Below are 18,539 nucleotides of genomic sequence, written 5' to 3' on the forward strand. Positions count from 1 at the left end.
TTTTTTATCATTATACCACAAATCCTTGGAAAAGGGGAGAGGGAAGCAATGTAGAACTTAGAGAAAGCCAATCAAATGATAAAACAAAATGTTGTTTTTGAATAAGATGTTAACAACATAAAGGCGACGTGATATCATGGTGCCAAGATGCAGACCGTGACATGGGAGGTGCTTGGATGTCGGATCATCACATAGGGACGATGCGTCCTCATACGGAACGTGTCTATGTAGAAGTGACTGCTAGATTTGATTCCACTGGCTATATGCAGCCAGTGGCTGTTACCTGGTCAGATGGCCGGACCTTCCCAATCACCAAGGTGCGAGATTTTCGCCCGGCAGGGATGATGGGAAATGATCTGTCGGTGGATTGTTTTACTGTTTTGATTCAGGGGAAGGAGAAGCTGTTGTTTTTCGAGCACATAGATTCCCGTTTTACCGGACGGCTGGGCCGGTGGTTTGTGGAGAAGATGCAAAGTCTTTAATTTTTTTAGCAAAATAAAAAATGTTTTAAAAAATTTTTTTGAATCGTGCTTTTTCGACAAATTATCTCTTGATGATAATTTGGATTTTAGGTATAATGGTCACTAATTTACGATAGAAAGAACAATCATCAAGAAAAGGGGGCCCTTATGACTTCAGACCAACGAATGGATTTGAATATTTCCAACTGTCCAAAGTGTGGCACACGGCTTATGTGTGGAATAATCATTGTCACAGGGTACCATCAATGCCCTAAATGCAGGCGGCACTGGGTGATTGAAATGGAACGGAACAAGGTGACAGTAACCCGGGCAGATTTCTATTTTGAAGATCTGGGCTAAAAATGGCCCTTCATCATACATAAAACTGAATATAGAAACGAGACATACTGTAGAGGTGTTGAACTGGGTATAAGCCCTTAAGAACACAAGTCAGGAGTCCGCGTTTGTTAGATAGGACTGAACCGGCTATAGGCCGGACGAGCCGGCAGACGGAAGCAATTCCCTCGTGGAATTGTGGCTGTCTGTCGGCTTTTTTTATTTTTTCCTATCTCAACAGCCACCACAGGGAGGTGCATCCGTCTCGCCACACAGGAGTGACGGATGCGCCAGAACTGGGAGACGTACATCGCCAAATATCCCTGACCTTCAGATTTTGCACGTCAACACACGCTTCAAAATCTGGAGGATATCCTTATGCGCTTTGATCCTGTTGAATGTGGAAAGAGAATTCGGACACTTCGTGAAGAACAAGGGCTTACCCAAGTTCAGCTTTCAGAAAAATTTCAAATTAGCATTGACCACCTAAAAGCAATCGAACGAGGCCGAAGGGCCTGTTCTATTGAGCTGTTTGTTGAAGCCGCAGCTATATTCAATGTGTCTTTGGATTACCTCATCATAGGGAAGTCTATAACCTTAGACACAATTAGAGCAAGTATATGCGAAGCCATTGATGTTTTGGAGCGTACAAAACGAGAACTTTGAAAAGGTGGTCTACGAGACCACCAAAGGTGTACTACGAGTCACTCCCGCAGCGAAGATTTCTAATGTATCATAGAGTCACAGCAAGGGCCTCCCCCCAAAGGGGAGGACAAGCCCGAAGCCTGTGGACCTTGAAAGGTGAATAAGCAGCCTCCTGGTACTTCCAGACAATGATACTTCCGTAACTCGCGGCCCGGCCACAAAGAAGGCGGGGCGGCCGAAAGGCCGATGGAGCGGTGCAAATCCGCCGCCAGAAGGTTCCCAACCCTCCCCGGGGCGTCGAGGACAAATGGGGGAGGAAGCCCAAAAACAGTTTCAGCCCACCGCCCGGGATCACAGAACTCCAGACGGTGGGCTTTTTACATACCCGATCTTTTTTAACAATCAAAAGGAGGAAAAGCTTATGAGCCGTAGTTATGCACGCAATGCCAACACTGCATCTCTTATCACCCTGTGCCCGGTTTGCCTGCACTCGTTCCAGGACGCCAAGAAAGCATTTCTGCGTCGGGCGGACGTTCACCAGCAGATCAAAGATGTCTGTACTTACTGCCAGACCCGCTATGGTTTCGACTACTACGTCCAGCCTGCTGCGGCTCACCGGGATACCACCCGCCGAAAGGTAAGAACCTATGTCCCTGCATCTAACCATTGACCCGGAGTTTGCGAGCATAATCCCTCCCCTTCGGGAAGAGGAGCAGAAGCAGCTGGAGGAAAACATCCTGGCTGATGGTGTGGTTATCAATCCGTTGATCGTCTGGAACGGCGTCATCGTGGATGGACACAACCGCTACCGTATCCTTCAGCAGCACCCGGAACTCCAGTTCACCACCTATGAGAAGGCGTTTTCTGACCGGTACGAAGCCATCGCATGGATCTGCAAAAATCAGCTGGGACGGCGAAACCTGACGCTCCAGCAGTTCAAGTATCTGATGGGTCACCAGTACAAGGCGGAAAAGACGGCATACGGTGGAGATCGAAAAAACAATGCACCAAGATCAAGTTACCAAAATGGTAACTTGATCTTGAAAGAAAAAACCTGTGAACGCATTGCAGCCGAGAATGGCGTAGCCAGAAATACTGTTATCCGTGCAGAGCAATTCGCCAACGGCGTAGATGCCGCTGAGGAGGCCGTTCCCGGCATCAAACAGGAAATCCTTTCCGGTAGCATCAAGCCCACAGAGAAGGCCGTGGCGGCCATCGCCAAAGCCCCGCCGGAGGAAAGGCCCGCGCTGGTCCAGCAGCTCCGGCAGACCAAAGAACCCGAAAAGCCTGAAGAAAAGCCGAAACCCAAACGCAGCGCTGCAGAAACCCTGCAAGCTATCCGGGATATCTCAGACAACATGCTGCAGTCCAACGGGGAAATCGACGCAGACGATATCTGCGCAGAACTGGAAGACGCCCTGGACACCATGATTTTTCGCTGGGATACCTGCCTGGAAAACAATAGGGAACAACGCAGTGCCTGCCGGGACGGAATCAGAAGCCTTACAGAGAAGGGTATTCAGTACCTGCAAAAGATGAGGAGGACTACATGAGAACCAGTCACACCAGTGCCTACCAGGAAATGATGATCAACAGCAAGCTGCTGGAGGTTCCCCGCGGCAGCTACCAGCGGGAGCTGAACGCCAAGCGGGTTCGCAAGATTGCAGCGAAGTTTGACCCCCGTCTGGTCAACCCCCCGAAGGTCAGCTACCGCAACGGCCACTATTATGTGTTCGATGGACAGCACACCATCGCAGTCCTCAAGCTGCTCAATGGCGGCAGGGACCTGATGATCCGCTGTATCGTGTATACGGGCATGACCGAGAGCGAAGAAGCCCTGCTCTTTGCCCAGCAGGCTGGCGAGGCTGCCAAGCTGACACCCGGCGATAAGATGCGTGCCATGATCTACGGCGGCGACCCCGAGTGCATGGCCTTCCTGAAGGCCACTGAATCGGTTGGCCTGCGTCTGGATTACGCACAGCGCCGCGGGAAGCACCGAATCGGCTGCATCGGCACCGCTTTTGAAGAATTCAAGCGGGTGGGAGCCGACCTTTACAAAGAGGCTCTGTCCCTGATCGTGGCCGCCTGGCATGGGGACCCCGAGTCCCTGCGGGCCGAAACCATCCAGAGCGTGACCCGCTTCATCGAGCTGTACCGCCAGGAATATGATCCCCGGCGTTTGGTGAGTCGCCTGCACAAGACCGACCCCCTGACCATCTACCGGGAAGGCCGGGCCATGGGCGTCAACATGGCCGGGTATAAGAAGTATCTCTACCAGGTCTTCTGTATCTACAACGGAAGCAGCAAGAAGAAGGTCCTGCCCATGAAGTTCTAACCTGTCATCCGCCCCCCTTTTTTGCACAGACACCGCTCGCGGTTTGCGGGCGGTGTCTTACATAATAAAGCACGAGGGGGTGCATAGCCTATGATTTCTAAAAACTGGCAATACAGCCGGGGAGACATCTACTACGCCAATATGGAACCCCATGTTGGCTCGGAGCAAGGCGGGGAACGGCCGGTGGTGGTTCTGCAGAATGATACGGGCAACAAATATTCGCCCACGCTCATCATTGCCACCCTTACATCCAGGGTGGATAAGAAACGCCATCTGCCTACCCACGTCCTGCTTGACCACAACCCGGGACTAAAAGTCCCATCTATCGTACAACTAGAACAGATTTTCACCCTCGACAAACATCGTGTACAGCGGTTTGTTGGCCGCACCAGTGAGAAAGAAATGAACCAGATTGAAATGGCAATCAAGATCAGTCTGGGAATCAACTGAACGTCAGACAAACGATGCCGCATCCTTGCAGAACAAGCAAATGGTACAGTAGAATGGAGTCGATGAGTAGACACTTCCTTATGAAAGGGGAGGATACCAATCGAGAAAACGATCCTGCGATGTACCATGCAGCACTGTATATCAGAAGGAGGAAAAACGATGGCAAGAGCATTTAGAAAACTGCGCTGCAAACTGGTGGAGATGGATATTCAGCAGAAAGAACTGGCTGACCAGCTGGGCGTATCGCCGTCCACGATTTCGACGCGCTTGTCCGGGCAGCTGCCGTGGTCTGTTCCCGAGGCGGTCCGGGTTGCAGAAATCCTGGGCATTCCTCTGGATCAGCTGAGTGTATTTTTCTACGATGACAGCCCCGAGAGCCTGGCCGCACGAAAGAAAGCGCTCTGCCGTGCCACCTGATCGGGGCAGGATGGAGGTCTTTGTATGCGTACATTTTGGAAGAAAGTGGCTGTGGAACGGGCCGGTGCCGCGTTGGCGGCATCCGGCCTGGGCAGCCACTGGGCAGATTGGAAGGAGGTGTGAATATGGGTGTCCGCGTTAATACAGCAGTATGGATTGAATCATCCCAGCGCTGGCGGATCAATGTGCAAAAGAACGGGGTCCGGCGCAGTTTTTACAGCTCCAAACCCGGCCGGAACGGCCAGCGGGAAGCAAACCGAAAGGCGGACGCCTGGCTGGATGATGGAATAGAGGACCAGCGCGTGAAAGTTGGTGCCGCGTATCTCAAATTTTTGGAGGGAAAGCGGCAGACTACGAGCCGGTCCAACTGGGCACCGATGATGAGCCGATGGACCAACCATATTTCATCGGTGATTGCCCGCAAACAAATCAGTGCGTTGACCGAACAGGATCTGCAGGATGTACTGGATCGAGCCTATGCGCGGTCCAAACTGTCCAGAAAGACACTGATGTCTCTGCGGGCTGACCTGTGCAGTTTTATGAAATACTGCCGCAAGGCCAAGCTGACGACGATGTTCCCGGAAGACCTGACCATTCCAACGGCGGCGCCCCGGGGGGAAAGGACGGTACTGCAGCCGCGGGACTTTGTGGTACTGTTCAACAGTGATCGTACCATGTACTATAGGAAGGTGGTACAGGATGACATGATCCACGCCTACAGACTCGCGGTTTTGACTGGTCTGCGGCCGGGAGAACTGCGGGGCCTGCGCTGGCGGGATGTGAAAAAAGACCGCCTGGAACTACACCAGTCCACCAACAGCTACAACGAAATCACCGATGGCAAGAACCAGAATGCCCGCCGGTGTGTGGAGCTGTCTGACCTGGCCCGCATGGAACTGGAAGCACAGCGCCGCGAGTCGGGGAAGGTGACCCGGGATATGCTGGTCTTTGATATTCCGACGGCGAAACAATTTGAGCAGCATCTGGCACGGTACTGTGAGTACAACAACATCCCGGTCTGTACGCCCTATGAGCTGCGGCATACATTCGTCAGTATTGCAAAGGTACTGCCCGCAGGACTTGTCAAATCGCTGGTGGGACATTCCGAAGATATGGATACGTTCGGCGTTTACGGTCATGAGCTGAATGGGGATGCACAGCAGCAGGTGAACGCGCTAAATTCCGTTTTTTCAAGGCTGCTTGCGCTTGGATAAAATGGGGGTGTGGTCAAAAGTGTGGTCAAAGCCAAAAAAATAGCCCAGAAACTTGCGTTCCTAGGCTATTTTTCCGTGGTGGAGGCGATGGGAGTCGAACCCATGTCCGAAAGGCGTTCAGCGTGGGTATCTCCGGGTGCAGGCGATCTACAACATTCCCTCCGCGTCACGCCGGTCGCCAGGCTAACGCTTCAGTAGCTTCATGAGTTCATGACGGTCCGCAAAGCTTAAGTCCGTTCACGTGCTGTGTCTAAAGGACGCCCCGGCCCCACACGACACAAATGTGGGCGGAACGCGCAGCACTCAGGCTGCGAGCAACTGAGTTCTATTGTTGTCAGTTCGTTTTTTGGAGGATTTTAGAGCAGGTCCCCCGCTGCTACCCGCTGCCCAGGCCTCGCACCCCCCGTCGAAACCTTTACGCCCCCATGATACGCGCCCAAAGGCGCGGGGAAGGTGACTGCGAAAGGGGCATAGCTGCCCGGTGTTGTTCATTCAAAACGTCCGTTGGTTTTCAAAGCGCGGTCAATGGTGCGTTTGGCATCCCGCCTGGCGGCGTCGGCCCGCTTGTCGTAGAGCTTTTTGCCTTTGCACAGGCCCAGCTCCACCTTGACGCGCCCGTGCTTGAAATAGAGGGACAGGGGCACAAGGGTGTAGCCCTGCAGTTTGCACTGCTGCCCCAGCCGGCGGATCTCGCTTTTGTGGGCCAGAAGCCGCCGCTGGCGCATGGGATCGGCATTAAAGATGTTGCCGTGGTCGTAGGGGGTGATATGCATCCCTTTGACCAGAAGCTCGCCTTCTTCGATGTCCACCCAGCTGTCCTTCAAATTGACGCCGCCGGCCCGCAGGCTTTTTACCTCGGTGCCTTTCAGTTCGATGCCGGTCTCCAGCGCCTCGATCACGAAATATTCGTGGCGCGCTTCCCGGTTGGTTGCGATGGTCTTGGTGGCCGGCCGCTCCTTGACAGGCATACAACGCGCCTCCTTTCATGACGAGCCTTCGGTGTAAGATATTGTACCACAACTTTGCAAAAGTGCAAGGGCGTTTTTGTGGACGGAGTGTAAACGTTTACAGATCGTGGCGGCCCTCCAGGGCGCGGAAAATGGTCTGACGGTCGGCCTGCTCCAGACGGGAACCCACTGCCAGGCCCGAGGCCAGGCGGGTGGTGCGTACGCCCAAAGGTTTGATGGTGCGGGCCAGGTAGACCGAGGTGGCGTCTCCCTCCACGCTGGGAGGCAGCCCCATGATGACCTCCTTGACCTGGTCGTCTGTCAGGCGGGCCAGCAGCTGGCGGATGGTCAGGTTTTCGGGCCCGATGCCCTTGACCGGGTTGATGAGGCCGTACAGCACATGGTACAGGCCCCTGTACTCCCGGGTGCGCTCGATGGACTGGACATCCCGGGGGGTCTCCACCACGCAGATGGTGGTGTGATCCCGGCTGGGATCGGCGCAGATGGGGCAGGTATCCCCCTCGGTATAGTTCTGGCACTGGCAGCAGCGGTTCAGTTTGACGTGCACCCCGCGAATGGCCTGTACCAGGTTTTCGGTCTGCTGCTCCGACAGATTCATCAGCTGGTAGGCCAGGCGGGTGGCGCTCTTGTCCCCGATGCCCGGCAGCCGCTTCAGCTCATCGATCAGCGTCTCCAGAGGCGCGGCGGAATTGTTCATGTCCGGGCCCCCGTTACAGGCCCAGGCCGGGGATGTTCAGCCCGCCGGTCAGCTGGCCCATGGCGTCTGCGGCCGCCTTGTCCACCGTCTGCACGGCGGCATTGACGGCGGCAGCCACCAGGTCCTGGAGCATCTCCACGTCATCGGGGTCCACAGCTTCGGGCTTGATGGTCACTTCCAGCACCTCGTGCTTGCCATTCATCCGCACTGTGACCATCTCGCCGGGGGCGCTGGCGGTGTACTCGGTCTGCTCCAGCTCGGCCTGCTTGGCCTGCATATCGCTCTGCATCTTCTGGGCCTGACGCATCAGGCTGCTCATATCGGGGCGGCCATAGCCGCCGGGCATTCTTGCTTTCATAACAGATGTTCCTCCTCAAATCAGGTCGTGTGCCGGCGTGCGGTGTCCTGGATGGTGACATCCAGGCCCAGGGCCTCCAGCTTGTGCAGGGATTCCTCGGCGCTGGCCCGGGGATGGTCGGGAGCCTTCTCAGGCTCATAGGGGCCGATGGGTACCCGGATGCCCGACACGTCGGCGATGAGCTTTTTGATCAGCCGCTGGCTGTTTTTGTTGGCCCGGATGAAATCCCGGAAGGTCTTGCCCCCGTCGATCAGCACCCGCACCCCGTCGAAATAGGCCTTGGATTTTTTCAGATAGCCGTACAGCATGGGGTCGGTGGACTGGATGCGCGCCACCACATCGGCCCAGTAGGGATAGGGCTGGATGCCCTCTCCGGCCACCTTGCGGGGCTTGTCCAGCTGGGGATCTGCGGGGTAGGCGCCGGGCGCCGCCGGTTCATAGGGCGGGGGAGGCGGGGCCTCCTGCGGCTCCGGGGGCGGAAGTTCTTCCGGAACGGCCTCCTCCGCAGGGACAGCCGGGGCCACCGGTTCGGGCTGCGGCGATTCGGATACAGGCCCGGTCTCCCAGGGCGGGTAGTCCGTCTCGGAAGGCGCCGCAGGGGCCGGAACAGCCGCGGGTGAGGGCGCTTCGGGCGCCTGGGCTGCCGCAGGCTGGGATGGTTCGGATGTCTGCGCCGCCGTGGGCTGGGGCGTCTCGGGGGCCGCAGCCTGGGTCACCGGCGCACGGACAAAGGGCCGTGGAGCCTCTTTCTGGGGCTGCGCCGCCGGCTGCTGCGCCAGGGGCAGGGAAGAGGCGGCCGGCTGGGCGGCCGGTTCGGTCAGGGAAAACAGGGCCAGTTCCAGTTCGATGCGTTGGTCGCTGCCCCGGGACATATGCTCCAGGGCGGCGCCCAGGGCCCGGATGGCCCGCACCGCCTCACGGCGGCCCAGGGCGGGGCCTTTTTCCAGATAGAGGGCTTCCTCGTCGGGGTTGACGCCGCTCAGCAGTTCCCGGCCGCCGGGCAGCGCCGCCAGCATCAGGCTGCGGTAATGGGCGATCAGCTCCTCAGTCAGGCGTTTGACGTCCACCGACTGCTGCCGCAGGGCGGCCAGCTGGGCCAGGGCCGAAGCCGGGTCCCGGGCGGCGATAGCGTCGGACATCCGGAACAGATACCCCCGGTCGGTGACCCCGGCCATCTGCCGGACCACCCCTTCATCGATCTGCCCGGTGACCCCCGCGCAGGTGTCCAGGATGGACAAAGCGTCCCGCAGGGCGCCGTCGGCCAGTCTGGCGATCAGGCTGGCAGCGCCGTCGGTGAGGTGGAGATCCTCGGCCCGGGCCACCTGGGCCACGCGGCCGGCGATATCCTCGGGGCGTATGCGGGTGAAGTCGTACCGCTGGCAGCGGGAACGGATGGTGGCCGGAACCTTTTGGATCTCGGTGGTGGCCAGGATGAAAATGACGTGGGCAGGTGGCTCCTCCAGGGTCTTGAGCAGGGCGTTGAAAGCCGCCGTGGAGAGCATATGCACCTCGTCGATGATATACACTTTATAGGTGCAGACACTGGGGGTGTAAGCCGTCTCGTCCCGCAGGTCCCGGATGTCGTCTACGCCGTTGTTGGAGGCGGCGTCCATCTCCACCACATCCAGGATGCTGCCGTCGTCAATGCCGCGGCAGACCGGGCACTGGCCGCAGGGGTCGCCCTCCCGTGGGGACAGACAGTTGACCGCCTTGGCAAAGATCTTGGCACAGGTGGTCTTGCCGGTGCCCCGCACCCCGGTGAACAGATAGGCATGGCCCACCCGCCCGGCGGCCACCTGATTTTTGAGGGCCGTGACGGTGGCCTGCTGGCCCACCACGTCCTCAAAGCGCTGGGGCCGCCACTTGCGGTAAAGCGCACGATACATACCCGCACCTCCTTTGCAGGGATAAAAAAATCGGACGGCGCTGCGGGGTTGACCCCCGCCTTGCGAAGCATGGCATACGGATGCAGGCTGGCTGAAACGCACCGTGCACACCGCTTAAGGCTGCTTGGTTCCCCACCTGACCTGGTTCACAGCGGCCCAGTCGTACAGGGCCCGCATCCGTATGCCAAACCGCGCAGCAAGGCGCTGTCCGACATGGCTTGCACCGCCGGTGACCGGGGTGCTTTAGATATTTTATCATATTCTGCGGCAGAATGCAAGGGCCTTTGCGGGACGCTGCTTTGACACTCTGCTGTGATGAATTATTTTCGCGCAAAAGGGGGAAAAGGTGAGGGCGCAGGGGGGACGGTGCAGCCCGGCTCGGCCGGAAAGAAGCTGCATTTTTGTGCAAAGCGCGCATGGACAAAAGAAAAACGGGACGGTATTTCTACAAAACAAGATCTGCGATCCGGTGCAGAGAAAATCGGTTTTGCCGCGCCGGGCTTTACTTTTGTATGTGAATCTGTTACCATAATTCATATTCCATTGAGGGAGGGGAATCTATGACTGCTGATACTTTAAAAATCTTATTCGCCATGGTGGCCTATATGCTGATCGTGGTGGGCATCGGGCTGTTTTTTGCAAAACGCGCCCAGGCAAACTCGGAGAACTACTTCCTGGGCGGCCGGTCGCTGGGACCCTGGGTGGCCGCCATGAGCGCCGAGGCCTCGGACATGAGCGGCTGGCTGCTGATGGGCCTGCCCGGGGTGGCCTACTGGTGCGGCATTTCCGACGCCGCCTGGACCGCCATCGGCCTGGGAGTGGGCACCTACGTCAACTGGCTGATCGTGGCCCGGCGGCTGCGGCGCTACTCGGCGGTGTCGGGGGACGCCATTACGGTGCCCGATTTCCTCAGCAACCGCTACCATGAGAAAAACCCGGTGATCCTGGCCATTTCGGCGGTGTTCATCCTGGTGTTCTTCACGGTGTACGCCGCCAGCTGCTTTGTCACCTGCGGCAAACTGTTTTCCACCCTGTTCGGTGCATCCTACCATTCCATGATGATCGCCGGGGCGGTGTTTGTGGTGCTGTACACCTTTTTGGGCGGCTTTCTGGCCGAGAGCGCCTCGGACTTCATGCAGGCCATGGTGATGGTGGTGGCCCTGCTGGTGGTGCTGACCCTGGGCACCGCTGCGGCAGGGGGCATCGACGCCGTCATCCAGAACGCCAGGCAGATCCCGGGCTACCTGTCCATGGTGCAGCAGGCGGCCCCGGTCACCGACGCCGGCGGGGTGCAGCAGGTGGTGGACGGTGCGGCCCAGTTCGGCCCGGCCACCAGCTATGGCCCGCTGACCATCGTGTCCACTCTGTCCTGGGGCCTGGGCTACTTTGGCGTGCCCCAGGTGCTGCTGCGGTTCATGGCCATCCGCTCCGAAGGGGAGATCAAACAGTCCCGGCGGATCGCCACGGTATGGGTGATCCTTTCCTTGAGCTCTGCGGTGCTCATCGGCGTGATCGGCCGGGCCATGCTGGGGGCCGAACCCTCCCTGCTGAGCTCCGGCGATGCCGAGAACGTCTTTATCGTGATGGCCCAGACCCTGATGCCTCCGGTGCTGGCCGGCGTGGTGATGGCGGGCATCCTGGCGGCCACCATCAGTTCTTCCGACTCTTACCTGCTCATCGCCGCCTCGGCCTTTGCCAAGAACCTCTATGAGGGCATTTTCAAGAAGGACCAGGCCGACGACCGCCAGGTGATGCGGGTGTCCCGTGTGGTGCTGCTGGCCATTGCGGCCATCGGCATGGCCATTGCCTGGGACGAGGAGAGCGTCATCTTCACCATCGTCTCCTTTGCATGGGCCGGCTTTGGGGCTACCTTTGGCCCGGTGATGCTGTTCTCCCTGTTCTGGAAGCGCACCACCCGCCAGGGCGCCATTGCGGGGATGCTGTCCGGCGGTATCATGGTCTTTGTGTGGAACCTGCTGCTCAAGCCGCTGGGCGGCGTGTTCGGCATTTATGAGCTGTTCCCGGCCTTTGTCATTTCCTGCCTGTTCATTGTGGGGGTGTCCCTGGCGACCCCCGCCCCCTCGGCTGAGATCCAGGAGGAATTCGATCGGGCCAGAGGGTGAGCCAGCGCGCAAAAAAGAGATACCAAAAGGCCCCTGCCTTCTCGCTGTGAGAGGGCGGGGGCCTGTTCGTACCTGCATTTCCCGGGAAAACTCAGTCGGCCGGTTTTGCGGCAAAGAGGGCCATGGCCTCGGGATCGGGGCCGTAGGTCTTGTCAAAACGGGGGTCCAGGGGCGCGCCGCTCTGGACATGGGCGCAGCAGCTGTCCATCAGGGCGGCGGCCTTGGGCACCGCCTGGAAGAAAAGATCGGTCAGTACGCTGCTGCTCTGGGCGTATTCCTCGGGGTCCAGGGCGGAGAACAGCAGCCCGCCGATCTCCTCCCATTTGCCCGACCGGCGCAGCGCCTGTTCCGCCAGCCCGTTGATCAGGGGGCGGCCCGGCATCAGCAGGCCGTTGAACAGCTTCATGTTGACCAGGCAGCGGCGCAGCTGGGCGGGGGAAGCGGGAAGCACGCGGGCCATGGTGCGGCAGGCCGTCTCATGGACGGCAAGATAGCCGGCCGGGTTGACGGTGCGCCAGTCCACCCCATCCTGGGCCATCAGACGGCCTTCCAGAGCGGTCTCGATGGACACATGGCTCTGGCCGGTGCACTGGATGCGGTGCTCGATGTAGCTGTGGCAGGCGCTGTCCAGAGCAAAATGGCAGGTCATCCCCAGCAGATAGCTCAGCAGGGCCCGGCCCAGAGGAGAGCCGTCCACCTTGCTCAGCCCGCGGACAAAGAAGGGGGCCGCCGGCGCGTCATGGAGGGCGTTGCCCGCCGCCTTACAGGGGTTGGGACGCAAAGGATCGTAATAGAACAGGACGTCAGGGCCCTGCAGGCCGATGGCGTATAAGTCGGGGAAGGCCGTCACGGCTTCCCGGGCCAGGGGGCTGGGACAGGCTTGCAGGGCCTTGTCCCCAAAGCGGTGGTGTGCGTAGACAGCGGGCATAAGCGATACCTCCGATCTTACGGCTGGCCGGCGGCGCGGCCCTGGGCCACCGCCCGGCGGAATGCGAAAAATCCGAGCAGGATCAGGGGAGCGATCACCGTCACGCCCACCGAGGTGCTGCCCGACAGCTGGGTCATCAGGCTGACCAGGAAGGTGCCCACAAAAGAAGCGCCTTTGCCGCAGATGTCCAGCAGGCCGTAGTATTCGCCCGAGCGCTCGGGCGGGATGATCTTGCCGAAATAGGAGCGGGAGAGGGACTGGATGCCCCCCTGGAACATCCCCACGCAGACGGCCAGGACCCAGAACTGGGCCTGGGTGCGCAGGAAGATGGCGTAGGCCGCAATGCCCACATAAGCCAGGATGCAGACCGACACCAGAAGGGAGGACTCCACCCGGCGGGCCAGCTGCCCGAACAGCAGCGCAAAGGGGAAGGCCACGATCTGGGTCACCAGCAAAGCCAGCAGAAGGCCGGTGCTGTCCAAGCCCAGGGCCTGGCCATAGGCGGTGGCCATGTCGATGATGGTGTACACCCCGTCGATATACAAAAAGAAGGCGATCAGGAACCACAGGACCTGTTTGTTGCCCCGGATCTCCCGCAGGGTCTCGGCCAGCCGCTGGAAAGCGCCGTGCACCAGCTGGCCGTGGGCAGGAACGCTGTACCGCTGGCGGTAGCGCCGCAGCAGAGGCAGCGTGCAGCACAGCCACCAGACCGCATTGAGCAGGAAGGCCAGCAGCATGGCGGTATTCAGGGTCAGGCCCAGGGCCTCATACCCCAGCACGATGCCCAGACTGAGAACAAAGGGGATGCAGCTGCCCCCATAGCCCAGGGCGTACCCCACCGAGGATACCTTGTCCATCCGGGCCGGGGTGGTGATGTCGGTGAGCATGGAGTCGTAGAACACCAGGCTGGCGCTGTATCCGATCTTGGCAAGGATGAAAAAGCCCAGGAACCACATCCAGGACTGGACCAGTCCCATCAGGGAGCAGCCGGCAATGCCCACCGCCACACAGAGGATGAACAGCCGCTTTTTCATGCCGGGCAGGTCGGCCACAGCCCCCAGCGTGGGGCCCAGCAGGGCCACCACCACCGTGACAAAGGAGGCGGCGTAGCCCCAGAAGGCCAGATACTGGGCGCTGGTCAGCCCGGCCGCCCCGGCCAGGCCGTTGAAGTAGATGGGCAGGATGGTGGAGATCAGCAGGGTGAATGCCGAATTGCCCACGTCGTACAGGACCCAGACCCGCTCGCTGCGGCTCAGGGGCTGCTTTTGCGCTTGTTGGTCGTTTTGTTCCATGGGATTTCCCTCCGGTTCTGTCCCGGCCGCCGGGGCCGGGGCTCTTGATGGTCGGATGTGCCGCAGACGCCGCACAGGGCCCTCTTTGGACCGGGCCCGCAGGCGCATACAAGGCCAAAACTATCATACCACACACCGGCCCGCCGCGCAAGCAGGCCGCCCCGGGAGACAGAAAACCCCCGCCTCCTCGAAAGGAGAGCGGGGGATACGGGAAGCGGGGGATACGGATCAGGTCTCGGCCAGTTCGCCGCGGCTGGCGGCTTTCAGATAGGCAAAGATGAAACCATCCAGGTCGCCGTCCATGACAGCGTTGACGTTGCTGGTCTCATAGCCGGTGCGGTGATCCTTGACCATGGTGTAGGGCATAAAGACATAGCTGCGGATCTGATGGCCCCAGGCGATCTCGTTCTGGACGCCCTTGATGTCCTCGATCTTGTCCATATGCTGCTGCTGTGCGATCTGGTACAGCTTGGCCTTCAGCATCTGCATGGCGTAGTCCCGGTTCTGGAACTGGCTGCGCTGGGTCTGGCAGCTGACCACGATGCCGGTGGGCTTGTGGATCAGGCGGACGGCGCTGGAAGTCTTGTTGATGTGCTGACCGCCGGCGCCGGAGGAGCGGTAGACCTGCATTTCGATGTCCTCGGGGCGGATGTTCACCTCGATGGTGTTGTCCAGCTCGGGCATCACTTCCAGGGAGGCAAAGCTGGTCTGGCGGCGGGCATTGGAATCGAAGGGGCTGACCCGCACCAGACGGTGGACGCCGTTCTCGCTTTTCAGCAGGCCGTAGGCGTTGGTCCCCTTGACCATGACGGAGGCGCTCTTGATGCCCGCCTCGTCGCCGTCCTGGTAATCCAGCACTTCCACCGACATACTGTGGTTCTGGGCCCAGCGGGTATACATACGGTAGAGCATCTCGGCCCAGTCCTGAGCCTCGGTGCCGCCGGTGCCGGCGTGGAAGGTAAGGATGGCGTTGCTGTGGTCGTATTCGCCGTTCAGCATGGTCATCAGCTGCAGCTCATCCACGGCCTTGCCCACGGCCTCCACGGCCTGTTCCCCTTCAGGAACCAGGGCGGGGTCGTTCTCCTCCTCCAGCATCAGCAGCATGGTCTGGGCGTCCTCGTACAGGCCCTGGAGCTTTTCAAAGCGGCCCAGCTTGCCCTTCAGGTCGCCCACCTCATCAAAGACCTTCTTGCTTGCTTCGGCGTCATCGTAAAAGCCGGGGCGGGTCATGGCGTGCTCCAGCTCCTGCACACGCTTTTTGCTGGCGTCGATGGCCAGTGCGTCCTCCAGGTCCTGGACGGCCTTGCCATACTCGGCCAGCTGCACCTTCAGTTCGTCGATCGTTATCATAGCTAACCTCTCACATCCAAGTTGTGTGTATCCGTTCGCCTGCGCAAAGGGCGCAGGATCAGTCCTTGTGCTGCCGGTGCAGGGTGCCGGTGCCCCCTTCCACCACGCCGTCATGGCGCAGCACTACGCCGATGGTATCCATAAAGCACTTCACATCCCCCCAAAAGGTGATGTGGGCCACATAGTCCCCGTCCAGTTTGGCCTTGACAGGGATCTCCAGTTCGTCCCGGCCATGGATCTGGGCCAGGCCGGTGAGGCCGGGGCGCACATCGTTGGCGCCGTACTTGTCCCGCTCGGCCAGCAGGTCGTACTGGTTCCACAGGGCCGGACGGGGGCCGATCACCGCCATGTCCCCCCGCAGGATGTTCCACAGCTGGGGCAGCTCGTCCAGGCTGGTCCTGCGCAGGAATTTCCCCACTCGCGTGATGTAGCGGTCGGGGTCGGCCAGCAGGTGGGTGGGCATATCGTGGGGGGTGTCCGCCCGCATGGTGCGGAACTTGTAGATCGCAAAGTGGGTCTTGTGGATGCCCACCCGCTTCTGCTTGAAAAACACCGGCCCGGGGGAGTCCAGTTTGATGGCCACCGCAAGCCCGGCCAGCAGCCAGGACAGGCAGAGGATGCCACCCAGCGCCAGCACGAAATCGATGGCCCGTTTGAAGTATTTCTGATACATGGCCAGCCCCTCCCGTCCGCTCTGTGCCCAGTATGGGCAAACACTAAAAGTATAACACAGAACGTCCGATTTAACAAGTACCACAAGCGGCCGGGACCGGTCAGTCTTCCAGGGCCTTTTTCAGCCGGATGTCCTCGCCCAGAAACCGGTAGGGGACAAAGGCGGAGATGCGGCTGGAGACTTTCTCGGTGTAGAGCTTTTCCAGCAGGGCGCCGTCAACGATGTTGGTGGTGAGGATGGTGGGCCGGCGGCGGCCCAGCCGGTCGTTCAGCAGGCTGTACAGGGTGCTGATGACAAAGCTGGAATTGAACTCGGTGCCCAGGTCGTCCAGGATGAGCAGGTCGGCCCCGGTGACGGTGTCCAGCAAAGTCTCCTTTTCCCCGGCGGGGTCGGAGCCGAAGTGCAGCGTTTCCACCCGGCTGAAAAAGTCGGGGCTGGAGATATAGATGACGTCATAGCCCTTGTTCAGAGCGGCCCCCGCCACCGCCAGGGCGGCATGGGTCTTGCCCAGGCCGGCGTTGCCGGTCAGCATCAGATTCTCACTGTCCAGATCGAACTCCGCCGCATAGTCCCGCAGGTCGGCCAGCAGCTCGGCCATGTACTGGCGGACGCTTTGGCCGGTCTGGGGGTCCCGGCTGTCGGGGTAGTAGTCCAGCCGCATGGTATCAAAGCTGGTCACCGACAGACTGGACATGGCCTCGATCTCCTCCCGGCGCAGCCGCTGCATCTCCCGGCGGACGCACAGACAGGTCTTGCCGTCGGCCACTCCGGTGTCCTGGCACACAGGGCAGGTATAATGGGGCTCCAGGGCCAGGGGGCTGCGGCCGCTGGCGGCCAGCAGGGCGTCCCGCTTTTGACGGGCCTGGGCCAGAGCGGCTGCGGCCTGCTCCCGGCCTGTCCCCTGAGCCCCTGCCAGGGCATAGCGCACGCCGCAGCTGCGCAGGGCGTCCTCGGCGGCCCGAAGCTCCGGGACGGCGGCCTCTGCCTGGGCGCGGGCGTCCTGGGCCTGGGCCTTGGCCATCTGCCGCCGCGCCGATAGGATCCGCATGGCGGCCTGATACAGCTCGTTTCGTGTCCGCATGGAGGTCACTCCTTTCTCTTATGCCGCCGGGGGCGGTTGACGGCGTCCTTGAGGAAATCGGAGCCGCTGGGTTCCGGCCGGTCCACCCGCAGGCTGCGGCTGGCCCCGCTGAGGGCCACCGGCCCGCGCACATCCTGCACCGTCCGCAGGCCCTTGGCGTTCCAGGTCTTGAGGATGCCGTTCCAGTACCACAGGTCCCGTTTGGGCCCCGCCTGGACAGCGGCCTCCTGGATCATCGAATCGTCGTAGCCATACACCTCGTACCAGCGTGCAATGGCCTTTTTGCCGCCCAGGGTCAGCTGGTCGGGCTGGATCTGCAGCAGGCTGGCCACATAGGCCTCCCGCTTTGCCCGCAGATCCAGCAGCCGCAGATGGGCGTCGGCTTCCTCCCCCGTGACCACCCCTTCGGCCCGCCAGACCTTCAGCTCATGGCGCAGGGCCCCGATGGTCCGCTTGTCCCTGCCGGCCAGGTAGGCCAGGCAGAGCATCACCACCTCGGGCTGGTATCCCTCCTGCAAATACAGGGCCACCAGCTTTTCCATCTCGCTGCGGCTGAGGGCATGGGCAAAGGCGCTTTGTCCGCACTCGATCAGGCTGGCGATCATGGGGTCGGTGCGGGACGCCGCGGTGATCTCGGCCCAGGTCATGGGAGTGGGGGCAGGCTCGCCGCCGGCAGGGGCGGCGTTCTCGTCGTAGCGCTCCAAGAGGCCGGCCCCGGCCCAGTAGGCCAGGGCGCTCTCGGCGGTCATCCGACTGCGCAGCCGCAGGTCGGTGCACAGTTTATCCGGGTCGGTGACGCCGGTAGCCAGCACATACAGGGCCACCCGGACGCTGGCCTCCTCGGCGGCGCCCAGCCGCGCAAAGACCAGCTGGGGCACGGCTATGGAATCGCCCTTCTGGGGCTTGAGGCGGTAGATCATAGGTTTTCCTCCTCCGGCCGAGCAGGGGGCGTCCAGGGCTCGCAGTCCAGGATGGACGGCGCGGCCTGCCATCGGTCCGGGTCCTGCTCATAAGTGGTTTTCAGCCAGGCGCGGGCCTGGCCCAGCCCTTCCTCTGTAAGGGCAAAGACCTGCTGGAGCCGCAGCGCGGGGTCGGTGTACTCGATGGTCCAGGGCCCCGGCCAGATATCCACCGTCAATACGGCCTCCTCGGTCCCGTCCTCTCCCTTGCGCTTGCCGGGGACGGCACGGTAACGCATCTCGGCCTGGCAGGCGGAATAGAGATTCTTGTTTTTAAAGTAAAGCAGCTGCGGCAGATCCAGCATGGGCCGCCCTCCTTTCAGATAAACAAAATAGAAAAGCCCGCATGGGCACTCGGCTTCCGAG

At 60.4% G+C, this 18,539-nt stretch carries 21 protein-coding genes and 2 other RNA genes; 10 read left to right on the plus strand and 13 right to left on the minus strand.

Features of this window, described 5'->3' with window-relative positions; translation table 11 throughout:
• Positions 1-176 precede the first annotated feature (176 nt).
• The 8 genes from B5G12_RS02225 to B5G12_RS02260 all read left to right on the plus strand — a co-directional run bounded on the left by B5G12_RS02225 (position 177) and on the right by B5G12_RS02260 (position 5,858).
• Positions 177-482, plus strand: coding sequence for a hypothetical protein (locus B5G12_RS02225; RefSeq protein WP_242955901.1), 306 nt, complete (start codon positions 177-179; stop codon positions 480-482).
• Positions 483-1,175: 693 nt separating this feature from the next.
• A complete protein-coding gene (locus B5G12_RS02230; protein ID WP_087323473.1) occupies positions 1,176-1,463 on the plus strand; it encodes a helix-turn-helix domain-containing protein in 288 nt (95 codons plus the stop codon).
• A 400-nt stretch (positions 1,464-1,863) separates the two neighbouring features.
• Entirely contained in the window at positions 1,864-2,112 is a 249-nt protein-coding gene (locus B5G12_RS02235) for a hypothetical protein (RefSeq protein WP_204245646.1), read from the plus strand.
• The gene (locus tag B5G12_RS02240) at positions 2,090-2,995 is read left to right on the plus strand and encodes a ParB N-terminal domain-containing protein (protein ID WP_144064085.1); all 906 of its coding nucleotides are present in this window, start codon (positions 2,090-2,092) and stop codon (positions 2,993-2,995) included. The genes B5G12_RS02235 and B5G12_RS02240 overlap by 23 nt, the downstream gene beginning before the upstream one ends.
• Positions 2,992-3,777: a DUF6551 family protein gene (locus B5G12_RS02245; protein WP_087323478.1), complete on the plus strand. Its 786-nt coding sequence runs from the start codon at positions 2,992-2,994 to the stop codon at positions 3,775-3,777. Before B5G12_RS02240 ends, B5G12_RS02245 begins: the two co-directional genes overlap by 4 nt.
• A gap of 90 nt (positions 3,778-3,867) precedes the next feature.
• A complete protein-coding gene (locus B5G12_RS02250) occupies positions 3,868-4,227 on the plus strand; it encodes a type II toxin-antitoxin system PemK/MazF family toxin (protein ID WP_087323480.1) in 360 nt (119 codons plus the stop codon).
• A 159-nt stretch (positions 4,228-4,386) separates the two neighbouring features.
• Positions 4,387-4,644, plus strand: coding sequence for a helix-turn-helix transcriptional regulator (locus B5G12_RS02255; RefSeq protein WP_158099670.1), 258 nt, complete (start codon positions 4,387-4,389; stop codon positions 4,642-4,644).
• A gap of 125 nt (positions 4,645-4,769) precedes the next feature.
• The gene (locus B5G12_RS02260; RefSeq protein ID WP_087323483.1) at positions 4,770-5,858 is read left to right on the plus strand and encodes a site-specific integrase; all 1,089 of its coding nucleotides are present in this window, start codon (positions 4,770-4,772) and stop codon (positions 5,856-5,858) included.
• A gap of 76 nt (positions 5,859-5,934) precedes the next feature.
• Here B5G12_RS02260 and ssrA read toward each other — a convergent pair.
• From ssrA to ffs, 6 genes are all read right to left on the minus strand, one after another.
• Positions 5,935-6,283: a transfer-messenger RNA gene (gene ssrA / locus B5G12_RS02265) on the minus strand.
• 63 nt (positions 6,284-6,346) lie between these two features.
• On the minus strand, positions 6,347-6,826 hold the full coding sequence (gene smpB, locus B5G12_RS02270) for an SsrA-binding protein SmpB (RefSeq protein WP_087230532.1): 480 nt from the start codon (positions 6,824-6,826) through the stop codon (positions 6,347-6,349).
• A 97-nt stretch (positions 6,827-6,923) separates the two neighbouring features.
• Positions 6,924-7,523 carry a recombination mediator RecR gene (gene recR, locus B5G12_RS02275; RefSeq protein WP_087230529.1) on the minus strand — a complete coding sequence of 200 codons (600 nt, stop codon included), beginning with the start codon at positions 7,521-7,523 and terminating at the stop codon, positions 6,924-6,926.
• A gap of 13 nt (positions 7,524-7,536) precedes the next feature.
• Complete coding sequence (locus tag B5G12_RS02280; RefSeq protein WP_087230526.1) at positions 7,537-7,881, minus strand: YbaB/EbfC family nucleoid-associated protein; 345 nt, start codon at positions 7,879-7,881, stop codon at positions 7,537-7,539.
• Between the two features lie 20 nt (positions 7,882-7,901).
• On the minus strand, positions 7,902-9,767 hold the full coding sequence (gene dnaX, locus B5G12_RS02285; protein ID WP_087323486.1) for a DNA polymerase III subunit gamma/tau: 1,866 nt from the start codon (positions 9,765-9,767) through the stop codon (positions 7,902-7,904).
• Between the two features lie 77 nt (positions 9,768-9,844).
• An RNA gene (gene ffs, locus B5G12_RS02290) (signal recognition particle sRNA small type) lies at positions 9,845-9,944 on the minus strand.
• 135 nt (positions 9,945-10,079) lie between these two features.
• Here ffs and B5G12_RS14275 point away from each other — a divergent pair.
• A complete protein-coding gene (locus B5G12_RS14275; protein WP_144064086.1) occupies positions 10,080-10,331 on the plus strand; it encodes a hypothetical protein in 252 nt (83 codons plus the stop codon).
• Positions 10,328-11,890 carry a sodium/proline symporter PutP gene (gene putP / locus B5G12_RS02295; RefSeq protein WP_087323488.1) on the plus strand — a complete coding sequence of 521 codons (1,563 nt, stop codon included), beginning with the start codon at positions 10,328-10,330 and terminating at the stop codon, positions 11,888-11,890. Before B5G12_RS14275 ends, putP begins: the two co-directional genes overlap by 4 nt.
• Positions 11,891-11,981: 91 nt before the next feature.
• Here putP and B5G12_RS02300 read toward each other — a convergent pair whose 3' ends face one another.
• The 7 genes from B5G12_RS02300 to B5G12_RS02330 all read right to left on the minus strand — a co-directional run bounded on the left by B5G12_RS02300 (position 11,982) and on the right by B5G12_RS02330 (position 18,478).
• On the minus strand, positions 11,982-12,818 hold the full coding sequence (locus B5G12_RS02300) for a zinc dependent phospholipase C family protein (protein WP_087323490.1): 837 nt from the start codon (positions 12,816-12,818) through the stop codon (positions 11,982-11,984).
• A gap of 17 nt (positions 12,819-12,835) precedes the next feature.
• Positions 12,836-14,110, minus strand: coding sequence for an MFS transporter (locus tag B5G12_RS02305; RefSeq protein WP_087323492.1), 1,275 nt, complete (start codon positions 14,108-14,110; stop codon positions 12,836-12,838).
• A gap of 228 nt (positions 14,111-14,338) precedes the next feature.
• Positions 14,339-15,460 (minus strand): peptide chain release factor 2, encoded by a 1,122-nt coding sequence (gene prfB / locus B5G12_RS02310; RefSeq protein WP_087323494.1) that lies wholly within the window; start codon positions 15,458-15,460, stop codon positions 14,339-14,341.
• A 58-nt stretch (positions 15,461-15,518) separates the two neighbouring features.
• Entirely contained in the window at positions 15,519-16,133 is a 615-nt protein-coding gene (locus B5G12_RS02315; protein WP_087230508.1) for a sugar transferase, read from the minus strand.
• 100 nt (positions 16,134-16,233) lie between these two features.
• Complete coding sequence (locus B5G12_RS02320; RefSeq protein ID WP_087323496.1) at positions 16,234-17,214, minus strand: ATP-binding protein; 981 nt, start codon at positions 17,212-17,214, stop codon at positions 16,234-16,236.
• Positions 17,215-17,219: 5 nt separating this feature from the next.
• Complete coding sequence (locus B5G12_RS02325) at positions 17,220-18,134, minus strand: DnaD domain-containing protein (RefSeq protein WP_087323498.1); 915 nt, start codon at positions 18,132-18,134, stop codon at positions 17,220-17,222.
• Positions 18,131-18,478, minus strand: coding sequence for a hypothetical protein (locus tag B5G12_RS02330; protein WP_087230499.1), 348 nt, complete (start codon positions 18,476-18,478; stop codon positions 18,131-18,133). Before B5G12_RS02330 ends, B5G12_RS02325 begins: the two co-directional genes overlap by 4 nt.
• Positions 18,479-18,539 lie beyond the last annotated feature (61 nt).

The organism is Faecalibacterium sp. An58 (assembly GCF_002161515.1).
GTDB lineage: Bacteria > Bacillota > Clostridia > Oscillospirales > Ruminococcaceae > Faecalibacterium > Faecalibacterium avium.

Bases quoted from the DNA above. Each gene is read 5' to 3' on its own strand.
- B5G12_RS02225 (WP_242955901.1), top strand. From the start codon at position 177: ATGTCGGATCATCACATAGGGACGATGCGTCCTCATACGGAACGTGTC.
- B5G12_RS02230 (WP_087323473.1), top strand. From the start codon at position 1,176: ATGCGCTTTGATCCTGTTGAATGTGGAAAGAGAATTCGGACACTTCGT.
- B5G12_RS02235 (WP_204245646.1), top strand. From the start codon at position 1,864: ATGAGCCGTAGTTATGCACGCAATGCCAACACTGCATCTCTTATCACC.
- B5G12_RS02240 (WP_144064085.1), top strand. From the start codon at position 2,090: ATGTCCCTGCATCTAACCATTGACCCGGAGTTTGCGAGCATAATCCCT.
- B5G12_RS02245 (WP_087323478.1), top strand. From the start codon at position 2,992: ATGAGAACCAGTCACACCAGTGCCTACCAGGAAATGATGATCAACAGC.
- B5G12_RS02250 (WP_087323480.1), top strand. From the start codon at position 3,868: ATGATTTCTAAAAACTGGCAATACAGCCGGGGAGACATCTACTACGCC.
- B5G12_RS02255 (WP_158099670.1), top strand. From the start codon at position 4,387: ATGGCAAGAGCATTTAGAAAACTGCGCTGCAAACTGGTGGAGATGGAT.
- B5G12_RS02260 (WP_087323483.1), top strand. From the start codon at position 4,770: ATGGGTGTCCGCGTTAATACAGCAGTATGGATTGAATCATCCCAGCGC.
- smpB (WP_087230532.1), bottom strand. From the start codon at position 6,826: ATGCCTGTCAAGGAGCGGCCGGCCACCAAGACCATCGCAACCAACCGG.
- recR (WP_087230529.1), bottom strand. From the start codon at position 7,523: ATGAACAATTCCGCCGCGCCTCTGGAGACGCTGATCGATGAGCTGAAG.
- B5G12_RS02280 (WP_087230526.1), bottom strand. From the start codon at position 7,881: ATGAAAGCAAGAATGCCCGGCGGCTATGGCCGCCCCGATATGAGCAGC.
- dnaX (WP_087323486.1), bottom strand. From the start codon at position 9,767: ATGTATCGTGCGCTTTACCGCAAGTGGCGGCCCCAGCGCTTTGAGGAC.
- putP (WP_087323488.1), top strand. From the start codon at position 10,328: ATGACTGCTGATACTTTAAAAATCTTATTCGCCATGGTGGCCTATATG.
- B5G12_RS02300 (WP_087323490.1), bottom strand. From the start codon at position 12,818: ATGCCCGCTGTCTACGCACACCACCGCTTTGGGGACAAGGCCCTGCAA.
- B5G12_RS02305 (WP_087323492.1), bottom strand. From the start codon at position 14,110: ATGGAACAAAACGACCAACAAGCGCAAAAGCAGCCCCTGAGCCGCAGC.
- prfB (WP_087323494.1), bottom strand. From the start codon at position 15,460: ATGATAACGATCGACGAACTGAAGGTGCAGCTGGCCGAGTATGGCAAG.
- B5G12_RS02315 (WP_087230508.1), bottom strand. From the start codon at position 16,133: ATGTATCAGAAATACTTCAAACGGGCCATCGATTTCGTGCTGGCGCTG.
- B5G12_RS02320 (WP_087323496.1), bottom strand. From the start codon at position 17,214: ATGCGGACACGAAACGAGCTGTATCAGGCCGCCATGCGGATCCTATCG.
- B5G12_RS02325 (WP_087323498.1), bottom strand. From the start codon at position 18,134: ATGATCTACCGCCTCAAGCCCCAGAAGGGCGATTCCATAGCCGTGCCC.
- B5G12_RS02330 (WP_087230499.1), bottom strand. From the start codon at position 18,478: ATGCTGGATCTGCCGCAGCTGCTTTACTTTAAAAACAAGAATCTCTAT.